Origin of the sequence: Burkholderia sp. BCC1998 (assembly GCF_905339875.1) — a bacterium.
Lineage (GTDB): Bacteria > Pseudomonadota > Gammaproteobacteria > Burkholderiales > Burkholderiaceae > Burkholderia.
This window is the reverse complement of sequence record NZ_CAJPHE010000016.1, coordinates 76756-95697: the sequence shown is the minus strand read 5'-3', so window position 1 is coordinate 95697 and position 18942 is coordinate 76756. Positions and strand designations below refer to the sequence as shown.

The window sequence follows — 18942 nt, the reverse complement described above, 5'->3', positions numbered from 1 at the left end:
TTCCATCACGCGCGTTCGAGCACGGCCATCTCGCGCACGATCACGAGCAGCACCGCGAGGCTCGCGCCGCCCGACGCGCGCAGGTCGGCGAGCAGGTGCTCGTAGCGCTGCAGCGCCGCTTCGCGGCGTTCGCGCCACGCGTGGACGATCGTCTCGGGCGCCGTCGAGTCGGCCGACTCCGCGAGCGCGCTGGTGGCGAGCGTGCGCCTGAGCCGCGCGACTTCCGCGAGCGCGGCCGCGCGCGCCAGCATGTCCCAGTGCGTCGGGGTCGGCAGCGAGGCCGCGCGTTCGCCGATCCACCCGTAGTTCAACAGCGTGCCGAGCGAGAAGTAGACGCCCGCGACCAGCTCGAGGCTGCGATCGCAGGTCGCGGCCACTTCGGCGATGTCGAGCAGCGCGGCCGAGATGTCGCCGCTCGCGACGCGTACCGCGAGCGCGCTCTCGACGCCGGCTTCGACCAGCGCGCGCTGCCGCTCGGACAGCGCCTCCAGATCGGCGGTTGGCAGCAACGACGGCAATTGCGGCGCGATGCGCTGCACCGCGTCGCGGCACCGCGCGATCAGGCCGGCGACGCCGCCGTCGGCCACCGTGCCCGACTGCAACTGCCGCAGGAACCACAGCGCCGCGCGCTCCAGCAGCCGCGCGACGTCGACGAACATGCGCGCCTGCACGTCGTCGGCGACGCGGTTGTCGAGTGCGTCGATGTCGCGCCACACCGCATCGAGATCGAACACGTCGCGCGCCATGATGCAGGCGCGCACGATGTCGCCCGGCTTCGCGTCGGTTTCCTCCATCAGCCGGTGCACGAACGCGCAGCCGACCCGGTTGACGAGCGCGTTGGTCAGGTGCGTCGCGAGAATCTCGCGGCGCAGCGGGTGGCGCTGCATCGGTTCGCTGAAGCGCTGTTGCAGCGGCTTCGGGAAATAGTCGACGAGCATCGCGGCGACGAGCGGATCCTCGGGCACGTCGGATTCGAGCAGCGCGTCGTACAGCCACATCTTGCTGTACGCGAGCAGCACCGCGCGCTCCGGCGACGTGAGGCCCTGTTTCGCGGCCTGCCGTTCGGCGATCTCGTCGTCGGTCGGCAGGAATTCGATCACGCGGTTCAGGCGGCCCGCGCGTTCGAGCCAGCGCATCAGGCGCGCCTCGGCGTCGAGCAGCTCGACGCCGTAGCGGCCCGCGATCGACAGCGCCTGCGTCTGGTAGTAGTTGTCGCGCAGCACGAGCAGCCCGACTTCGTCGGTCATTTCCGCGAGCAGGGCATTGCGCTGCTTCTCGGTCATCTCGCCGTCACCGACGACGAGCCCGAGCAGGATCTTGATGTTGACTTCGTGATCCGAACAATCGACGCCGGCCGAGTTGTCGATCGCGTCGGTGTTGATGCGCCCGCCGCGCTGCGCGAACTCGATGCGGCCGAACTGCGTGCAGCCGAGGTTGCCGCCTTCGCCGACGACCTTGCAGCGCAGGTCCGCGCCGTTCACGCGTACCGCGTCGTTCGCGCGATCGCCGACCTGCTGGTGGGTTTCGCGCGCGGCCTTCACGTAGGTGCCGATGCCGCCGTTGTACAGCAGGTCGACCGGTGCCTGCAGGATCGCGCGGATCAGCTCGGTCGGCGGCAGCGCCTGCGCGTCGATGCCGAGCGCGGCTTGCACGGCCGGCGACAGCGGGATCGTCTTCGCGGTGCGTGGGTAGACGCCGCCGCCCGCCGAGATCACCGACGTGTCGTAGTCGGCCCAGCTCGAGCGTTCGAGCGCGAACATCCGCTGGCGCTCCGCGAAGCTCGTCGCCGGGTCGGGGTTCGGGTCGAGAAACACGTGGCGATGATCGAACGCCGCGACTAGCCGGATATGCGGCGACAGCAGCATCCCGTTGCCGAACACGTCGCCGGACATGTCGCCGACGCCGACCACCGTGAAGTCGGTCGTCTGCGTATCGATGCCCATCTCGCGGAAGTGCCGCTTCACCGATTCCCACGCGCCGCGCGCGGTGATCGCCATCTTCTTGTGGTCGTAGCCGACCGAGCCGCCGGACGCGAACGCGTCGTCGAGCCAGAAACCGTATTCGTGCGAGATCGCGTTCGCGTAGTCGGAGAAGGTGGCCGTGCCCTTGTCGGCCGCGACGACGAGATACGGATCGTCGGCGTCGTGGCGCACCACGTCGGGCGGCGGCACGATCGCGTTGCCGGCGAGATTGTCGGTCAGGTCGAGCAGGCCACGCAGAAAGGTCTGGTAGCACGCGATGCCTTCGCGTATCCACGCTTCGCGATCGCTCGGCGGCGGCGGGTTCTTCACGACGAAGCCGCCTTTCGAGCCGACCGGCACGATCACGACGTTCTTCACCATCTGCGCCTTCATCAGCCCGAGCACCTCGGTGCGGAAATCCTCGCGACGGTCGGACCAGCGCAGCCCGCCGCGCGCGACGCGCCCGCCGCGCAGGTGCACGCCCTCGACGCGCGGCGAGTACACCCAGATCTCGAACATCGGCTTCGGCTCGGGCAGGCCGGGCACCTTCGCCGGATTGAACTTGAACGACAGGTACGGCTTCGATTCGCCGTTCGTGTCGTGCAGGAAATAGTTGGTGCGCTCGGTCGCGTTGATCACGCCGAGAAACTGGCGCAGGATCCGGTCCTCGTCGAGGTTCGGCACCTGGTCGAGCGCCGTCTCGATCGCCTTCAGCAGGCGTTCGGCCTGCACGTCGCGCGTGCCGCCCGTGGCCGGGTCGAAGCGCACCAGGAACAGCTCGACGAGCTGCCGTGCGATCGCCGGGTTGCCGGTCAGCGCGCGCTCGATATAGGCGTCGCTGAACGTCGAGCCGACCTGTCGCAGGTATTTCGCATATGCGCGCAGGATCGTGACTTCGCGCGCGCTCAGGTGCGCGCGCAGCACGAGGCGGTTGAAGTCGTCGTTCTCGATCCGGCCGCTCCAGATCCGGTCGAACGCATCCTCGAACAGGCCCTTCACGCGCTCGATGTCGAACTCGGTATCGTCGGCGAGTTCGAGGCCGAAGTCGTGCACCCAGGCGGGCGCGGCATCCTGCGTCTGGATCCGGTACGGCCGTTCCTCGTCGACGCGCACGCCGAGATGCTCGAGCATCGGCAGGCTGCGCGACAGCGCGATCGGGTCGCCCGCGCGATACACCTTGAAGCGGAACGCGCGCGCGTCGGCCTCGATCGGGCGGTACAGGTTCATCGCCAGCTGGCCCGACGCCTTCACGCGCTCGATCAGCTCGATGTCGCGCACGGCCGTGCGCGCCGGATAGTCGTCGCGATAGCCTGCCGGGAACGAGTCCGCATAGTGCTGCAGCAGGCGGTTGCCTTGTTCTTCGCCGAACGCGTCGAGCAGCGCGTCGGCGAGATCGTCCTGCCAGCGGCGTGCCACCTGCACGAGCCGCGTTTCGAGCTCGCGCGTGTCGACGTCGGGCATCGTGCCCGGTTCCGCATGGACGACGAAATGAATCCGCGCGATCGCCGATTCCGACAGCAGCGGCGTGAACTCGACGTTCACGCCGTTGTACGCATCGACGAGCAGCTTCGCGATGCGGCGGCGCAGGTCGGTGTTGTACTTGTCGCGCGGCACGAACGCGAGGCACGACACGAAGCGGTCGAAGCGGTCGCGCCGTACGAACAGGCGCGTGCGCTGGTGTTCCTGCAGGCGCAGGATGCCGAGCGCGATGTCGTAGAGCTGGTCTTCGTCGGCCTGGAACAGTTCGTCGCGCGGATAGGTTTCGAGCACCGTCACCAGCGACTTGCCGAGATGCCCCTTCGGCAGGAAGCCCGCGCGCCGCACGATGTTCGCGCATTTGCGGCGCACGATCGGTATCTCGGTGTACGAACCGAAATAGGACGTCGACGTGTAGAGTCCGATGAAGCGCCGTTCGCCGGTCACCTTGCCGTCGGCGCCGACCAGTTTCACGCCGACATAGTCGAGATAGCCGGGCCGGTGCACGGTCGCGCGCGAGTTCGCTTTCGTCAGGAAGATCGGCCAGGGGCCGGTGATGATCTCGGCGGCGGCCGGCGGCAGCGGCGTCACGTCCGGCGCGCCGGGCGCGCGCAGCGATTCGCGCAGCAGGCCGCAGCCGGAGCCTTCGACGCCGCGCAGGCCGAAACCCGTGCCGTCCGACACGAGCGCGTAGTCGCGCTGGCCGAGGAAGGTGAAGTGGTCGGCGACCATCCATTCGAGGAACGCGCGCGCCTCGATGTCTTCCGCGGTGGATTCGCGGGCCTTCATGTCCTTGATCGTCGCGCGCGCGATGTCGACGATCTTCGGCCAGTCCTCGACCGATGCGCGCACGTCGCCGAGCACGCGCGCGATGTCGTTGCGCAGGGTGTTGAGCAGCGCGGCGTCGCCGCAGCGGTCGACTTCGAAGTGGATGAACGACGCGAGCTGCGACTGGCCGTCGCCGGCCGTCGCGCCGCCGGCGTCGACGCGCTCGATCGCGCCGTCGCCGCCGCGCCAGATGCGGAACACCGGGTGCAGCGCCGAGTGCAGCGCGAGCCCGAGGCGGTTGACGGCCATCGTCACCGAATCGACGAGGAACGGCATGTCGTCGTTGACGATCTCGATCACCGTGTGGTCGGAGTGCCAGCCGTGCTGTTCGAGGATCGGGTTGTACACGCGCAGCCGCTCGCTGCCGGGCACGAATTTCTGGGCGGTCTGCCAGTGCGCCATCGCGGCGCCGTAGAGGTCGGCGATGCCGCGATTCTGCAGATCATCGGCGTCGACGAAATCGTAGTAATGACGCAGGAACGGTTCGACGATCCGGAACGTGGCTTCGGGCAGGCGTCCGCGCGCGAATTCGACGACATCGGAGAGCAGGTGTGCGACGACTTCTTCGTTCTTCGCTTCCATGGCGGTCTCCTGGTCGGGTGGCCATTGGCTGCTGCGTCTGTGCCGCATTATATGCGCCGATTGCGTGACAACGCGAGGTGCGGGCGCACAACGCGGCGCAGGGAACGAAGGCCGCGTGCGACGCCGGTGGCCGGCGTCGCACGGGCGGGTCAGGCGAGGTCCGGCGGCTTCAGGTCGGGGTGCCGCGCGTAGAGCGGATTCATGAAATCGAGCAGCATCGTGGTCAGCAGTTGCGACACGAATTCGCGGTAGGCGACGAATTCCGAATCCGGACACGACGCCTTGACGGTCAGCAGGGAGCGATCCAGATCGGCTCCCATTTGCAAGATCATGTCGTTAAGGGCACTTGCGATTTGCTTGTCAGAGATCACTTTTTTGCCTTTTTAGCATCCCGCCAACGCGTTACAACTGTTGACGCAGTTCCAGAACTTGAATCCGAAGTCACCGGTGGGCAAAGTCATTGCAGAGCATTTTGCCCGGCACATTGCTCGCCATTGTGCACAGGCGGAGGAGTGTCGAGGCTCCGGCGTCGTGTTGAGTGCGCTCGCGTTGGCCTCGGGACCGATAAAAATGAAGTTTGCCGACTCTCGTTTCGTCGTATAGACGACAGCCAGATCCTCCGAAAATATTAATGCGGCATCAAATGCTTGTCCAACAGTCGTTGGGCAGACCGTCGTTGCCTGTGATACTGCCACGCGATATGCATTTTCCTGATTGAGTGATTTTATCTTTCCGGTCAGCCTGCATTTGCCAATATCGATGGACATGTCCACGAGGTTTGGGGCGATCTGGAGCCGCATCGAGGTGCCGGAAACTACCGCGGACCATTTTCCGGGGTGGGTTACGTTTTGTACCTTATGACGAGGCCGATAGGGTTTCGCGACAAAGCTCGTGGTTTCGCCGTCGATGCTTAACATGACACCGATCGATTGACTGCTCGTCTCCTGAATCCCGATCGTGATGTTGGACGAAATCGACGTCCACGGTACATACTCGGTACCGGTTGAGCCGTTTCGCCGATCGTAGACAACGTACCCAGAAATATCGTTCTTGTTTCCGTAGACGATTAGAAAACGTTCGTTGGAAACCTTGATGATTTTGTAGTTTGTACCATTTTCGACGGCTTCCCATACCTGGTTGGCAGGGGCGGGCGCTCCACCGGATGCTATTGGCAACGATTTGCCGAAACCGGCATTTGAGAAGGAAATCAGTGAAAGCAGCAGCGCGACAAAATAGCCTTTTAGCGTCATGATTTTCATGGTGTCCACCTGCAAAGATAGTTGAAGATCGGCAGGATATTTATTGCCGGGTTTCATTGCTGGCGGTGGCGCCACTGGTGGCGATCAGCTGGCTAGATTGTTTCGGATTCTGATGCGATAAATTTGATTCGTTATGCTGATCTATATTGAGAAAATGACCGAGCGTGTGTGCGCTTACGAAAGCTAATTGCCGCGAGGCCGATTGTCAACGGTAATATATCAAGATAGCTGCTGGCTTCGGCATATTCGAATTGCCGGTCCCAATTTTGAGATGACAAACTGGCTCCAAGTAGCATGCGTCCAATGGCTGGACGCACACCGATCTCGGGGAGCTTTTCAGCGTTCGTCGCTCCACAGCTTGCCGCCCGTCGCCCAGTTCTCCTTCTTCACGTCGGCGAGGATGATGTCGACCGAGCCCGGGTCGCAGCCGAGCGTCTCGCACGTGACGCGCGTGATCGCTTCGACGAATGCGCGCTTCTGCTCGACCGTGCGGCCTTCGAACAACTGGATATTGAAAGTCGGCATGACTGGATGCTCCGATGGTTGGGGGTAGGGAAGTCGGGACGCGAGCGGCGTCAGTCGCGATACGACGGATCGATCCGGTCGAGGCGGCGCAGCAGCGCCGGCCATTCCAGTTCGCCCTCGATCGCGCCGCCGTCGCGCAACTGCGCGGCGGTGCGCTCGGCGACGGCCGGCTCGGGCAGCACGAGCGTCCCGCCGCCTGCCTGCGCGCGCACCTGGATGTCGCAGGCCTTGATCAGCGTATCCATCAGCACATATGCCTCGGCGACGGTCCGGCCGACCGTCAGCGTGCCATGGTTGCGCAGCAGCATCGCGGATTTCGCGCCGAGGCTGGCGGTCAGCCGCGTGCCTTCGGCCGGCGAGAACGCGAGCGCCTCGTAGTCGTGGTACGCGAGGTCGCCGTGAAACCGCAGCGCGTGCTGCGACGCGGGCAGCAGCCCGTCGCGCTGGATCGACACGGCGATGCCGGCCGTATTGTGCAGGTGCATCACGCAGACGGCGTCCGGCCGCGCGGCGTGCACGGCCGCGTGCAGCGCAAAACCGGTCACGTTGACTGCGTATTCGCTCTCGCCGATCCGGTTGCCGGCCAGGTCGATCTTCACGAGATTCGATGCGCGAACCTCGTCGAACGCGAGGCCGAACGGGTTGATCAGGAAATGCCCGGGTTCGCCGGGCACGGTCGCGGAAAGATGCGTGTAGATCAGGTCGTCCCAGCCGTTCAGCGCGACGAGACGATAGGCGGCGGCGAGATCGACGCGCAACCGGCGCTCGGCGTCCGAGTTCGGGCCGCCGGGCTTCACGGTGTCAGGACGGTGTGCGAATGACGACATCGGGTTCTCCGAGGGTGAAGCGGCGCGCGACGATCACCGTGATCCACGCAGCGATCGCGAACGGGGCCGTGAACGCGGGGAGGCCCGCGCGCGTCGCGAGCCACTGGATCAGCGCGGCGAGCGCGGCGGCCGCGAACGCCGCGCGCGGCCCGCGCGGCATCAGCGCGAGTGCGGCGAGCGCGCCGTTGAAGCCGAGCAGGCCGTCGGCGAACGACGCGCCGTTCGCGCCGGCCGCGATCAGCAGCACGGTCGACACGATCGTGCCGCCGAGTGCGAACGCGGCCGCGCGGCGCGACGCGACGGCGAGGCCGGCGACGATCAGCGCGCCGGCCCACGGGCCTTGCGCAAAGGTGGTTTGCGCGACGCCCGACAGCAGCGCGTCGGCGATGGAATGAAGCGTCAGCGGCGCACCGGCTGTCGCGTCGCCCGCATGCTGCGGCGCGACAAACGGCAGCCACAGCGCGGTGACGGCGAGGCACGGGCTCGAATACGGGCACTGGCGCCAGCGGGCGAGCGGCACACGCATCGCGCGTTGCACGAGCGCCGCGCCGATCGCGACCAGCGGTACCAGCGCGACGGCGGCGGGCGAAGCGGGCGCGAACAGCACGGCGATCAGCGCGGCGAGCGCGCCGTTGAAGCCGTGCAGTCCCTGTTCGACGTCGCGGCGCTCGGCACCCGTCAGCACCGCCGTCATGCTGGCGGCGGCCGAGCCGACCAGCGCCGCGGACGCGAGCCGCAGGTCGGTCAGCGCCAGCGCGGCAAGCAGCAGCGCGCCGGTGACGGCATGCGCCTGCAGCACGATCTGCCCGATGCCGCGCAGCAGGATGCGCAGGTCGATCGACGGCGAGGCGGGGCGGGCGGTAGGCATGGCGGCGGTGGAGCAGGACGAGCCGCGAGCATAGGACACAATGCCGTGCACCGGAATAGGGAATTCTGGATAGTCAGGATTTGTGGCGCATGCCCTGAGTTGGGGCGGGGCGCGTGTTTCGGCGTCTTGTTTGCCCGGGACAATGGCGCTGTCGCGGGATTGCCGGGCCGGGAAACGAAATTTTGGCCGCAGCCGGATTTTTCGTGCGTATGCTGACGCGTCGGCGTTTTCGAGGAGGAACGATGCGTGAACTGCGCTGGGCGTCGCTCGAGGGCGACGGAATCGAACACCTGACGTTCGACCGGGGGGACGCGGGCATCGTCGTCGAAAGTGCCGTGGTCGGCCAGCGGTACGGCCGCGCGTACGGGCTTGCATACCGGGTCGAGTGCGATCCGCAATGGCGGGTCAGGTATGCGGTGCTCAAAGTGATGGGCGGCGGCACGCTGGAACTGCACGGCGACGGCGACGGCGCCGGGCACTGGCGCGACGGTTCAGGCAGCGCGCTGCCGGAGCTGGATGGCTGCGTCGACATCGACATCGCGGCGACGCCGTTCACGAACGCGCTACCGATCGGCCGCCTCGGCCTCGCTCGCGGCGAGCGGCGACCGATCGACGTCGCATACATCTCGACGCCGGACCTGAAGGTGACGCCGGTCAAGCAGGCATACGCGTGCATCGAGCCGGGCCGGCGCTACCGCTACGAAGGCATCTTCCGGAATTTCACGGCCGAGATGGACGTCGACGCCGACGGGCTCGTGATCGACTACGAAACGCTGTTCAAGCGCCTGCCGCCGTTGCGCTGAACCGCCGCCCGCGGTGCCGCGGGTGCTGCCGCGACCGCCGGTCGTTCATGCGTCGAGGCAAACCGGTCGATCCGCGCCGCGATCAGGTCGGGATTGCGTACCACGACCCAGTGCCCGCCGTCGATTTCCTCGCGCACGTGCTCGCCGAGCCAGCGCTCGAGATCGACCGACATTTCGGGCGTCACGTAGCGGTCGCGCACCGGCACGAGGATCTGCACCGGCGCCTGCGCATACCGCTCGCGCGGCTTGGTCGCCCGCGCGAGGAAATTCGCGCGGTAGAGCTGCAACCCGTTCAGCGCGTTCTTCAACTGCGCGGGATCGCGCTCGGGCCGCACGCGTTCGGTCAACTGCAGCCAGCGCGGCCACAGTGCGGCGCCGCCGAGGCGCCACACCAGCGACGGCACGACCGGCAGGTGGAAGAACGCGATGTACCACGATTTCAGGCTCTGCCTGAGCCGCATCTTCGCGCGGAACACGTGGTCGAGGCACGGGCCGGAGATCGACGTGTACGACGCGATCCGGCCGCGCAACGCAGGGTCGGTCACGGCCTCCCAGCACTGGATCGACCCCCAGTCGTGACCGGCCAGATGGAACGGCCGCGCGCCGCAGGTCGCGTCGGCGACGGCCTTCAGGTCGTCGGCGAGCCGCGCCAGCGTGTAGTCCGCGCGGCGGCGCGGCGCATCGGATGCGCCGGCGCCGCGCACGTCGTACGCGATCACGCGGTAGCGCTTCGCGAGCCGCGCACGGACCGGCGCCCACACGGCCGACGAATCGGGATAGCCGTGCACGAGGATCAGCGGCGGCGCGCGGCGCGGGCCGCTGACATGGACGGCGAGTTTCACGTCGCCGGAGCGGACGGTCAGCATCTCGTGCGTGCGTGCCATGACGTCATGCCTGCGGAACCGGATGCAGCGGCACGCGGCGCGGGGCGGCCTGCGCCGCGTGGCGCGCATTGGTCGCGTCGATGTTCGCGAGCAGCGTGTCGAGCCCCTGCAGGTACTGATGGTTGTCGTGGTCCCACGGATGGAAGCCCGGACGGAAGTAGTCGAGCCATTCGCGCGCGATGCTCGGGAACACGCCGGTCCGCGGGCTGTACAGATACTTCACGAGCCGCCACATGCCGCCGAACCTGCCGTGTTCGCGACGGTGCGCGCGCATCAGGCGCACGTGGAAGTCGAACACGATCGTCCAGAACAATACCGTCGTCGTCAGCATCGTGCCCGTGCGCAGCAGGTAGCTGCCGAGGCCGGGCTTCATCACGGCGTTCCATACGTCGTACGACACCGCCTTGTGCTCGGTTTCCTCCATCGCGTGCCACATCCACATCTGCTGATAGCCTTCGACCGACCCGTCGATCCGGTGCTCGTGGCCCGCCAGCAGCTGGTTCGCAAGGATCGCCGTGTAATGTTCGAGCGCGATCGTGATCGCGAGCTGCATCGAATGCGGCAGCGTCTTCTTGAAGAAGCCGAGGATCGTCCACAGCCGCTTGTCGAGCTTGTGCGCGGGCAGGCCGGACGACTGCAGCAGGTCGTTGTACTCGATGTGCTCGCGCGTGTGCATCGCTTCCTGGCCGATGAAGCCGAGCACCTGCTTCTTCAGCTCCGGATCCTCGATGCGGTCGCGGTAGTGGCGCACCGAATCCATGAAGAAGCGCTCGCCGGCCGGGAACAGCAGCGACAGCGCGTTCATGAAGTGCGTGACCGGTACGCCCTGGACGTGCCAGTCCTTCGCGCGTTCGGGCGGCAGCGCGAAACGGATGTCGCGCCGCACCGGCATCATGTTCGGGGTCGTCATGATTGTTCTCCTCCCTGATTGCCTGCGTTGTTGTAGGTGGCGCGAAGCGGCGCGGCGGCCGGCGTGCCGTAGCGGGCCGCCGCGCGGCGGGCCTTCGCGGCCTCGCGGCGCGTCGTGAGCACGACGAGCGCCTGGTACGCGGCCGGCAGGATGCGCGCCATCCAGTCCGCGGCCTTCGCGTCGCGGCCGATCAGCACACGCCGCTTGTTGCGGCGCACGCCGGCGAGGATCGTGCGCGCGGCGTCGTCGGCGGTCGTGATGAAGAACTTCTCGAAGCTGTCCTTGCCTTGCTGCTCGCTCTCGACGATGAAGCCGACCATGTTCTTCGCGACGCGGCTCGACTGCGCGATGTTGGTGCGGATGCCGCCCGGATGCACGCAGGTGGCCGACACGCCGCACTTCATCATGTCGAGTTCCTGGCGCAGCGATTCGGTGAAGCCGCGCACCGCGAACTTGGTCGCGTTGTAGCCGCTCATGCCCGGCTGCGCGAAGATCCCGAAGATGCTCGACGTGTTGATCACGTGACCGTCGCCGCTCGCCTTCAGGTGCGGCAGGAACGCCTTCGTGCCATGCACGACGCCCCAGAAGTTGATGTTCACGATCCACTCGAGATCGCCGTATTCCATCCCTTCGATCGTGCTCGACAGCGCGACGCCCGCGTTGTTGAAGATCAGGTTGACCTTGCCGTGTTCCTGCGCGGTGTCGTCGGCCCACGCGAACATCGCGTCGCGGTCGCCGACGTCGAGCACGCGCGTCGACACGCGCACGTTCGGCGCGATCGCGCGGACGATCCGCTCGGTTTCGGCGAGGCCGACGCCATTCTTGTCGGCGAGCGACACGTGGCAGCCGGCCTGCGCGAGCTGGATCGCGAGCGAGCGGCCCATGCCCGAGCCGGCGCCCGTGATCGCGGCGACCTTGTTGGCGAAATCTCTCATGTCGTTGGCTCCTTGTCTGGCTCAGGCCGCTTCGGCGGACGTGGAAGCGGAAGCGGCGGACGCGGCGGGCGCGGCGACGGGCCGCCCGCTCGTGTCGTGGTGCGGCGCGCGATACGCGTGGTAATCGGCGATCGAGAAGTGCGCGGTCGCCTGGCGGAAGCGCCAGGTGAAGCCCGGCCACAGCGTCGTGTTCTTGCCGGTGCGCGGGTCGAGGTACCAGCTCTTGCAGCCGCCCGTCGACCAGATCGCCTTTTTGAGGCGGCCCTGCAGGTCGCTGTTGAACTGCGCCTCGACGAGCGGGCGCACCTCGATCGCATCCGCGCGTTCGCGCTGCATCGCGTTCAGCGCGCCGAGGATGTATTCGATCTGCGACTCGATCATGAACACCATCGAGTTGTGGCCGAGGCCGGTGTTCGGGCCGACGATCATGAAGAAGTTCGGGTAGCCCGGCAGCGTCGTGCCGAGATACGCGTGCGCGCCGTCGCGCCACGCATCGACGATGTCGAGGCGGCCGCGGCCGATGATCGCGCCGCGCGGATACGGATCGGCGACCTGGAAGCCCGTGCCGTAGATCAGGCAGTCGACTTCATGACGCTTGCCGTCGGTCGTCACGACCGCGTCGGCTTCGATGCGCTCGATGCCGGTCGTGATCACGTCGACGTTCTTGCGCGACAGCGCCGGGTAGTAGTCGTTCGAGATCAGCACGCGCTTGCAGCCGAGCGTGTAGTCCGGCGTGACCGCACGGCGCAGTTCCGGATCGGGAACCTGCTTGCGGATATGGCGCAGCGCGAGCTTCTGCACGTTCTTCATCAGCGACGGATGGATCGCGAAGCCGAGCACGCGCGATTCGAGCATCCAGTAGATGCCGCTGCGCACCGCCTTCTGCGTGAACGGCAGCGTGCGGAACAGCCACTTCTCGAAGCCGCTCAGGTTGCGGTCGGGCTTCGGCATGATCCACGGCGGCGTGCGCTGGAACAGCGCGAGTGCCTTCACGCGCGGCGCGATTTGCGGCACGAACTGGATCGCGCTCGCGCCGGTGCCGATCACCGCAACACGCTTGCCTTCGAGTGCGTAGTCGTGATCCCACTGCTGCGAATGGAACGCATGGCCCTTGAAGGTCTCGACGCCGGGAATCGCCGGCAGCGCGGCGCGCGACAGTCCGCCCATCCCCGACACCAGCACGCGCGCCGACAGCCGCTTGCCGTTCGCGAACGTGAGGCGCCAGCGTCGCGCGGCCTCGTCGTATTCGGCGCGCTGCAGCTCGTGGTTCAGGCGCAGGTGCGGGCCGACGCCGAAGCGCTGCACGCAGTCTTCCAGGTACGCGCGGATCTCCGGCTGCGGCGCGAACATGCGCGTCCAGCGCGGGTTCGGCGCGAACGAGAACGAATAGACGTGCGATTGCACGTCGCACGCACACCCGGGGTAATGATTGTCGCGCCACGTGCCGCCAACCGACGCGGCCTTCTCGAGCACGACGAAGTCGGTCACGCCGGTCTGCCGCAGGCGAATGGCCATCCCGAGACCGGCGAAGCCGGTGCCGATGATGGCGATGTCGGTGGTTTCGTCCGGGCCGTCGTGGCCGGGCGGGCCGAAAGGCAACGTGCGAGCATTCATCCGGGTGTCTCCGATTTGGCTCATTTTTGAATGTTACATTGGTTGATGTAAAGATAGTGGGTGAACCCGGAAACCGCAAGAGGCTAGAAGCAGCGCTCTAAGGGCCGGAAGCCGCGCGGGAAAAGGCTGAGCGGGGTTTGGAACGGTCTGATTTCCGCATTGCGGAATGTGCGGAAACGGCCGTCGGCAGGGCTGGAGAGGCGGGAGACGAAGGCCGCCGGGACGCGGCGACCTGTTTGAAACGCTATCAGGGACGGATCGGGCGGCCGGCCGTCTCATGGAAAACCCCGGCGACGATCGTGATCTGCGCGAGCGCGTAGAGGCCCCAGATCAGGTAGTCGATGCCGGGGAAGCCGCCGAGGAAGCGTCCGACGCCGATCAGCGTGTCGGAGCCGACGAAGATCAGGCTGCCGACGGCGACCAGCGGGCCGCGCGTGCGGGCCGCGAGCGCGAAGCTCGCCATCGCGCACAGCACGAGCATGTAGACGGCGACGGGTACGAGCAGGTCGCCCAGGTGCGGCAGGAACGCCGCATAAAACGCCGGCGCGGTGATCCACAGCCCGATCAGTGCGAGGAAGCGCCAGCCGTGCGGCCGCGCGCGCCAGCGCACGAAGATCGCGCAGTAGCACAGGTGCGTGAGCAGGAACGCGCCGAGGCCGAGGACGAACGACAGCGGCCACTCGGGCAGCGCGAGCAGCACGTCGCCGAGCACGGCCGTGGCGAGCGCCGCGCACAGCCACGCGCGTTCGCGCGGTGCCGCGCAGGTGCTGCCGGCCGCGAGCAGCAGGATGCCCATCGCGGCTTTCGCGGCGGCCTGGCCGGGATAGGGCGCGGCGGCGAGCGACAGCCCGTACAGCAGCGCGGCGGCGATGGCGAGCCGCCAGAGCCGGCGATAGGCGGCGGGAAGCGTGGCGATCAAGGCGGGTGTCTCCGGGGTTGTTGTCGTCTGCGGTGGACGGCGCGCCGTCGGGGGCGCGGTTGCGGCCATTATCCGGAAGAAAGCGCGGGCGAAAACCGGCGAATCCTTCTAGGCGCGGCATGGCGACGGGGGCGGTGGTGCGGCGGTCCGGCGGCACGGGATCGGGCCATGCGGCGCCGGTGCGCCTGCCGCCGCGCCGATCGTTTCGATGCGTTTGCCCCGGTCGAACCGGGGCAACACGGCGGTTTCGGCTTGCTATCATCGCCGCGTATCGACGTTGTCCCGCCCGGCCGCGCTACAGGGTTCGCAGGCCGGCGCGACGGCCGCGCCCGATGAGGGCATGCCGCCGCGTTTTCATTGAATCCGTGCCGAGTCCCGCCAGCGCAGCCGATGCAGTGGCCGGGGCCGGTCCTCCCGACCAACAGGTTCGACATGACCGAACTGCTCCACGGCGACGGCGCGATCCGTCGCACGACGCCATATGGCTCCTCGATCGAAAACACCTATGCGGGCGTACTGTCGTTCATGCGCCGCAACTATTCGCGCGCGCTCGACGGCGTCGACGTCGCGATTTCCGGCGTGCCGCTCGACCTCGCGACGACCTTTCGCTCGGGCGCGCGGCTCGGGCCGGCCGCGATCCGCGCGGCGAGCGTGCAACTCGCGGAGCTCAAGCCGTATCCGTGGGGCTTCGATCCGTTCGAGGATCTCGCGGCCGTCGATTACGGCGATTGCTGGTTCGATGCGCACAACCCGGTATCGATCAAGCCGGCGATCGTCGAGCATGCGCGCACGATCCTGCGCTCGGGCGCGAAGATGCTGACGCTCGGCGGCGATCACTACATCACGTATCCGCTGCTGGTCGCGCACGCGGAGCGCTACGGCAAGCCGTTGTCGCTGATCCACTTCGATGCGCACTGCGATACGTGGGCCGACGACGAGCCCGACAGCCTCAATCACGGCACGATGTTCTACAAGGCGGTGAAGGAAGGGCTGATCGATCCCGCGACGTCGGTGCAGGTCGGCATCCGCACGTGGAACGACGATTTCCTCGGGATCGAGCGGCTCGATGCCGCGTGGGTGCATGAGCATGGTCCGCGCGCGGCTGTGGAGCGGATCGTCGACGTCGTCGGCGCGCGGCCCGCGTACCTGACGTTCGATATCGACTGTCTCGATCCGGCGTTCGCGCCCGGCACGGGGACGCCGGTCGCGGGTGGGTTGTCGTCCGCGCAGGCGCTCGCGATCGTGCGTGCGCTCGGGGCGGTGAATCTGGTCGGCGCGGATGTGATCGAGGTTGCGCCTGCTTACGATCACGCGGACATTACCGCGATCGCCGCTGCGCATGTCGCGTGCGATTTGCTGTGCCTGTGGCGGCAGAAGAAGGTGGCGGGGCGTTGAAGTGGGGGTAGCCCGGCGGGCACGGCTTTGTCATGCAGAAGACCGGCGGGCTGAGCGCCCACCGGTCTTCTTTGATGCGCTGCGCGCAACTTCGACGGATCGATGGCCGTGGGTGGATTGTTTGCCGTGGGCTGAGGAAAAGGGCTTGTCGCGCGTTTCCGTCGATGGTGCTTTCCGACCCGGTACGGCCCCTCAAATGAGATCGACGACCGTCAGGTTCCCGCCCGACATGAGACGATCGCGGATGAGACCACGTCGACGACTTGCGAAATTCGAGCTCTGGATGAAAGGCTGCTGGCCTCAAGCACGCAAGCTCGGCGCGGCCTACGGAAAGTCTTCACGGCGCTCCGCCCATGTCAGGATCGCATCCAGTGCGGGGCATAACGCCTGGCCCCAATCAGTCAGGCGGTAGTCCACCTTCGGCGGCACCTGGTGATAGACCGTACGCGTTACGATGCCGTCCGCTTCGAGGCTGCGTAGCTGCTGGGCAAGCATCTTCTGCGTGATGCCGGGGATCAGCCTCTCGAGGTCCGAAAAGCGCCTCACTTGCCCGCCGAATAGGTGGAACAGGATCACCAGTTTCCAGCGGCCTTCCAGCAGCTTGAATGCGGCTTCGACATCGCTTGCGGCAGTCGCGGGGGTGTAGTTTTTTCGGTTAGCCACGGGTTACTTACTTTTTTGTGCGTTCTTGCGATGCGGTAACTGTAGCGCCATGATCGGGGCATGCAAACCTTCACGTTGAGGTGAGCCCCGATGAACATGATGCTGCCTCCGCCGCTGGATGCCTATCTGCTCGCGGAAACCGTCACCGACACCGCCCCTCTATCGAACTGCTTTGCCGCCGATGCCGTCGTGCGGGACGAAGGCCGCACGATCAAGGGGCTGGAGGCCATCCAGGCCTGGAAGAAAGACAGCAAAACCAGGTACCAGTACAGCGTTGAGCCGCTGGACGTATCGCAGGACGGCGCCACCGTGACGATGCGCGCACGGCTCACGGGCACCTTCCCGGGTAGCCCGGTTGAGCTGACCTATACGTTCGTCCTGGCCGGCGGCAGGATTGCGTCGCTGGAAATCCGCTAATGAGCTCCGCATCCGAACTGCTGGGGCTTCGGGCGCTCGTTACGGGCGGAACCAAGGGCGTCGGCAAGGCCGTTGTCGGACGCCTTTGCGAGGCAGGTGCGAACGTTCTGACGACCGCGCGTTCCCGTCCCGATGAGCTTGCCGAAGAACGGTTCATCGGGGCGGACATCGCGACGGCCGAGGGCTGTAAAGCCATCGTCGACGCCGTGCTCGAGCGATTGGGTGGCGTTGATATAGTCGTGCACGTAGTGGGCGGTTCATCTGCACCGGCCGGTGGCTTCAGCGTGCTGGATGACGCTGAATGGAACAAGGCATTGAGCCTGAACCTATTCTCGGCAGTGCGCATCGATCGCGCGCTGTTGCCCTCGATGATCGCGCAGCGTTCGGGCGTCATCATCCATGTCACGTCGATCCAGCGGCAATTGCCGTTGCCGGAGGCGACAATTGCCTATGCCGCCGCCAAGGCCGCGCTGTCAACCTACAGCAAGGCCTTGTCCAAGGAGGTCAGTCCGAAGGGCATTCGCGTCGTGCGTGTCTCCCCGGGCTGGGTCGAGACCGATGCCGCCGCAGGTCTCGTTGCCGAGATCGCCCGACAAAGCGGTATCGACACGGAAGGCGCCCGCAAGATCATCATGGATTCGCTCGGTGGCATTCCTCTCGGCCGACCATGCTCGCCTCGGGAGGTTGCGGAACTCATTGGCTTCCTCGTCTCCGCGCGGGCCAGCGCAATCACCGGCACTGAATACGTCATCGACGGAGGAACTGTTCCGACTGTGTGATCTGAGCCACTTGCCCGGCCGTCGCGGTGCCGAACCTGTTTGCCAACGGGCTGGCAGTCACGACCAAGCCTCTTCCGCGAGACAGGGCTTCTGTTCGCGACCGCCGCAACGGTAGATGCTCCGAAGGGTACAGCATCATCGATGACCGTCTTTTCCTGGTCCGGGAGCGGGCAGTCGTAGATCTTCGTTGAGCGACTCAAACGGGCCGAACGCCGCCAGCGCGCCCGACGTCCCCCGAAAATTCGAGCAGAACCAAAAAAGGCCGACGGGCAGGGCACCCGTCGGCCTGTTCCATGCGAGTGCGAACCGTGCGTTACTTCGCCGCGAGCGCGCTTGCCACGCCCTTGTCGGTCCACGCGTTATCGGCCACGTTCAGCTTCTGCGGAATCAGCTTCGCCGCATAGAACGCATCGGCCACCCCCTGCTGAACCGCGACGATCTTCTCATCGACCGGCACCGCGCCGAACGGCACACGCTTGATCCACGTTTCCACGAGCGGCTGCGGCAGGCCGACCTTCGGCGCGATCAGCGCGGCCGTCTCGGCCGGATGCCCGTTGACCCACAGGCCCGTCTCGCGCAATTGCTTCAGGATCGTGCCGACCACGTCGGCATGTTGCTCCGCGAAGCCACGCGTTGCCTCGTAGAAGTTGTTCGCGGGCGTGAGGCCCGTGTAGTCGGACAGCGTACGGATCTTCAGCGAATTTTGCGCGGCCGCGTAGTACGGATCCCACACGGCCCACGCGTCGACGTTGCCGCTCTCGAACGCGGCACGCGCGTCGGCGGGCGGCAGGTACACCGGGCGAATTTCGTCGTAGCGTACGCCGGCCTTTTTCAGCGCTTCGAGCAACAGGTAGTTCGCGCTCGAACCCTTCTGCAGCGCGACCTTCTTGCCGCGCAGGTCGGCGAGTGAACGGACCGGCGAATCGGCCTTCACGAACACGGCTTCGTTGTGCGGCGACGGCGGTTCCGCGGCGACGTACACGAAGCGCACGCCGGCCGCCTGCGCGAACACCGGCGGCGGCGCGCCCGTGTAGCCGAAGTCAATGCTGTTCGCGTTCAGCGCCTCGAGCAGTTGCGGGCCGGCCGGGAATTCGAACCACTGGACGGTGTAGCCGAGCGGCTTGAGCCGCGTCTCGAGCGAGCCCTGCGTCTTGACGACCGACAGCAGGCCGGCCTTCTGGTAGCCGATGCGCACGACCTTGTCGGCGCTGCCTTGCGCGAAGGCCGATGTGGCGGCGACGGCGACGAGCGCCGTCGCGGCGGTGCGGGTGATCCAGCGGGTGAAACGAATCATCGA

General features: G+C 66.6%; 17 protein-coding genes. 4 read left to right on the top strand and 13 right to left on the bottom strand.

Annotated elements, in window-relative coordinates:
* Positions 1 to 5: 5 nt before the first annotated feature.
* From U5A56_RS25070 to U5A56_RS25045, 6 genes are all read right to left on the bottom strand, one after another.
* Positions 6 to 4847 carry an NAD-glutamate dehydrogenase gene (locus U5A56_RS25070; RefSeq protein WP_321925071.1) on the bottom strand — a complete coding sequence of 1614 codons (4842 nt, stop codon included), beginning with the start codon at positions 4845 to 4847 and terminating at the stop codon, positions 6 to 8.
* 149 nt (positions 4848 to 4996) lie between these two features.
* Positions 4997 to 5218, bottom strand: coding sequence for a hypothetical protein (locus tag U5A56_RS25065; RefSeq protein ID WP_124892776.1), 222 nt, complete (start codon positions 5216 to 5218; stop codon positions 4997 to 4999).
* 12 nt (positions 5219 to 5230) lie between these two features.
* Positions 5231 to 6106 (bottom strand): hypothetical protein, encoded by an 876-nt coding sequence (locus tag U5A56_RS25060; protein ID WP_321818910.1) that lies wholly within the window; start codon positions 6104 to 6106, stop codon positions 5231 to 5233.
* Positions 6107 to 6442: 336 nt separating this feature from the next.
* Positions 6443 to 6631 carry a 4-oxalocrotonate tautomerase gene (locus U5A56_RS25055; protein ID WP_044843193.1) on the bottom strand — a complete coding sequence of 63 codons (189 nt, stop codon included), beginning with the start codon at positions 6629 to 6631 and terminating at the stop codon, positions 6443 to 6445.
* A 50-nt stretch (positions 6632 to 6681) separates the two neighbouring features.
* A complete protein-coding gene (locus U5A56_RS25050) occupies positions 6682 to 7458 on the bottom strand; it encodes a class II aldolase/adducin family protein (RefSeq protein ID WP_321925068.1) in 777 nt (258 codons plus the stop codon).
* Positions 7433 to 8326, bottom strand: a complete 894-nt coding sequence (locus tag U5A56_RS25045) for an urea transporter (protein WP_321925066.1) — start codon at positions 8324 to 8326, stop codon at positions 7433 to 7435. Before U5A56_RS25045 ends, U5A56_RS25050 begins: the two co-directional genes overlap by 26 nt.
* A gap of 242 nt (positions 8327 to 8568) precedes the next feature.
* Between U5A56_RS25045 and U5A56_RS25040 the strand changes: the two genes are divergently transcribed.
* Positions 8569 to 9129 (top strand): putative glycolipid-binding domain-containing protein, encoded by a 561-nt coding sequence (locus U5A56_RS25040; protein WP_321925064.1) that lies wholly within the window; start codon positions 8569 to 8571, stop codon positions 9127 to 9129.
* Here U5A56_RS25040 and U5A56_RS25035 read toward each other — a convergent pair.
* From U5A56_RS25035 to U5A56_RS25015, 5 genes are all read right to left on the bottom strand, one after another.
* A complete protein-coding gene (locus tag U5A56_RS25035; protein ID WP_321925062.1) occupies positions 9090 to 10013 on the bottom strand; it encodes an alpha/beta fold hydrolase in 924 nt (307 codons plus the stop codon). The two genes, U5A56_RS25040 and U5A56_RS25035, sit on opposite strands and share 40 nt — an antisense overlap.
* A 4-nt stretch (positions 10014 to 10017) precedes the next feature.
* Positions 10018 to 10923, bottom strand: coding sequence for a metal-dependent hydrolase (locus tag U5A56_RS25030; protein ID WP_044843198.1), 906 nt, complete (start codon positions 10921 to 10923; stop codon positions 10018 to 10020).
* A complete protein-coding gene (locus tag U5A56_RS25025) occupies positions 10920 to 11858 on the bottom strand; it encodes an SDR family NAD(P)-dependent oxidoreductase (RefSeq protein WP_321925060.1) in 939 nt (312 codons plus the stop codon). The genes U5A56_RS25030 and U5A56_RS25025 overlap by 4 nt, the downstream gene beginning before the upstream one ends.
* A 21-nt stretch (positions 11859 to 11879) precedes the next feature.
* A complete protein-coding gene (locus tag U5A56_RS25020) occupies positions 11880 to 13472 on the bottom strand; it encodes an NAD(P)/FAD-dependent oxidoreductase (protein WP_321925057.1) in 1593 nt (530 codons plus the stop codon).
* Positions 13473 to 13719: 247 nt separating this feature from the next.
* Positions 13720 to 14391 (bottom strand): lysoplasmalogenase, encoded by a 672-nt coding sequence (locus U5A56_RS25015; RefSeq protein ID WP_321925055.1) that lies wholly within the window; start codon positions 14389 to 14391, stop codon positions 13720 to 13722.
* A 432-nt stretch (positions 14392 to 14823) separates the two neighbouring features.
* Here U5A56_RS25015 and speB point away from each other — a divergent pair, with 432 nt between their 5' ends.
* On the top strand, positions 14824 to 15786 hold the full coding sequence (gene speB / locus U5A56_RS25010) for an agmatinase (protein ID WP_321925053.1): 963 nt from the start codon (positions 14824 to 14826) through the stop codon (positions 15784 to 15786).
* Between the two features lie 324 nt (positions 15787 to 16110).
* On the opposite strand, the gene U5A56_RS25005 is transcribed toward speB, so the two are convergent.
* Complete coding sequence (locus U5A56_RS25005; protein WP_044843203.1) at positions 16111 to 16449, bottom strand: winged helix-turn-helix transcriptional regulator; 339 nt, start codon at positions 16447 to 16449, stop codon at positions 16111 to 16113.
* A 90-nt stretch (positions 16450 to 16539) separates the two neighbouring features.
* On the opposite strand from U5A56_RS25005, the gene U5A56_RS25000 reads away from it, so the two are divergent.
* Both U5A56_RS25000 and U5A56_RS24995 read left to right on the top strand, forming a co-directional pair.
* Complete coding sequence (locus tag U5A56_RS25000) at positions 16540 to 16866, top strand: nuclear transport factor 2 family protein (protein WP_321925051.1); 327 nt, start codon at positions 16540 to 16542, stop codon at positions 16864 to 16866.
* Entirely contained in the window at positions 16866 to 17645 is a 780-nt protein-coding gene (locus U5A56_RS24995) for an SDR family oxidoreductase (protein ID WP_321925049.1), read from the top strand. The genes U5A56_RS25000 and U5A56_RS24995 overlap by 1 nt, the downstream gene beginning before the upstream one ends.
* Before the next feature lie 313 nt (positions 17646 to 17958).
* Here the strand turns inward: U5A56_RS24995 and U5A56_RS24990 are convergent, their stop codons facing one another.
* Positions 17959 to 18939 (bottom strand): sulfonate ABC transporter substrate-binding protein, encoded by a 981-nt coding sequence (locus tag U5A56_RS24990; protein ID WP_044843206.1) that lies wholly within the window; start codon positions 18937 to 18939, stop codon positions 17959 to 17961.
* Positions 18940 to 18942 lie beyond the last annotated feature (3 nt).

What these genes read in the sequence shown, in the direction of transcription:
- U5A56_RS25045 (WP_321925066.1), bottom strand. Translation starts at nt 8,326, where the DNA reads ATGCCTACCGCCCGCCCCGCCTCGCCGTCGATCGACCTGCGCATCCTG.
- U5A56_RS25000 (WP_321925051.1), top strand. Translation starts at nt 16,540, where the DNA reads ATGAACATGATGCTGCCTCCGCCGCTGGATGCCTATCTGCTCGCGGAA.
- U5A56_RS25020 (WP_321925057.1), bottom strand. Translation starts at nt 13,472, where the DNA reads ATGAATGCTCGCACGTTGCCTTTCGGCCCGCCCGGCCACGACGGCCCG.
- U5A56_RS25070 (WP_321925071.1), bottom strand. Translation starts at nt 4,847, where the DNA reads ATGGAAGCGAAGAACGAAGAAGTCGTCGCACACCTGCTCTCCGATGTC.
- U5A56_RS24990 (WP_044843206.1), bottom strand. Translation starts at nt 18,939, where the DNA reads ATGATTCGTTTCACCCGCTGGATCACCCGCACCGCCGCGACGGCGCTC.
- U5A56_RS25060 (WP_321818910.1), bottom strand. Translation starts at nt 6,106, where the DNA reads ATGAAAATCATGACGCTAAAAGGCTATTTTGTCGCGCTGCTGCTTTCA.
- U5A56_RS25055 (WP_044843193.1), bottom strand. Translation starts at nt 6,631, where the DNA reads ATGCCGACTTTCAATATCCAGTTGTTCGAAGGCCGCACGGTCGAGCAG.
- U5A56_RS25040 (WP_321925064.1), top strand. Translation starts at nt 8,569, where the DNA reads ATGCGTGAACTGCGCTGGGCGTCGCTCGAGGGCGACGGAATCGAACAC.
- U5A56_RS25030 (WP_044843198.1), bottom strand. Translation starts at nt 10,923, where the DNA reads ATGACGACCCCGAACATGATGCCGGTGCGGCGCGACATCCGTTTCGCG.
- U5A56_RS25025 (WP_321925060.1), bottom strand. Translation starts at nt 11,858, where the DNA reads ATGAGAGATTTCGCCAACAAGGTCGCCGCGATCACGGGCGCCGGCTCG.
- U5A56_RS25050 (WP_321925068.1), bottom strand. Translation starts at nt 7,458, where the DNA reads ATGTCGTCATTCGCACACCGTCCTGACACCGTGAAGCCCGGCGGCCCG.
- speB (WP_321925053.1), top strand. Translation starts at nt 14,824, where the DNA reads ATGACCGAACTGCTCCACGGCGACGGCGCGATCCGTCGCACGACGCCA.
- U5A56_RS25035 (WP_321925062.1), bottom strand. Translation starts at nt 10,013, where the DNA reads ATGGCACGCACGCACGAGATGCTGACCGTCCGCTCCGGCGACGTGAAA.
- U5A56_RS24995 (WP_321925049.1), top strand. Translation starts at nt 16,866, where the DNA reads ATGAGCTCCGCATCCGAACTGCTGGGGCTTCGGGCGCTCGTTACGGGC.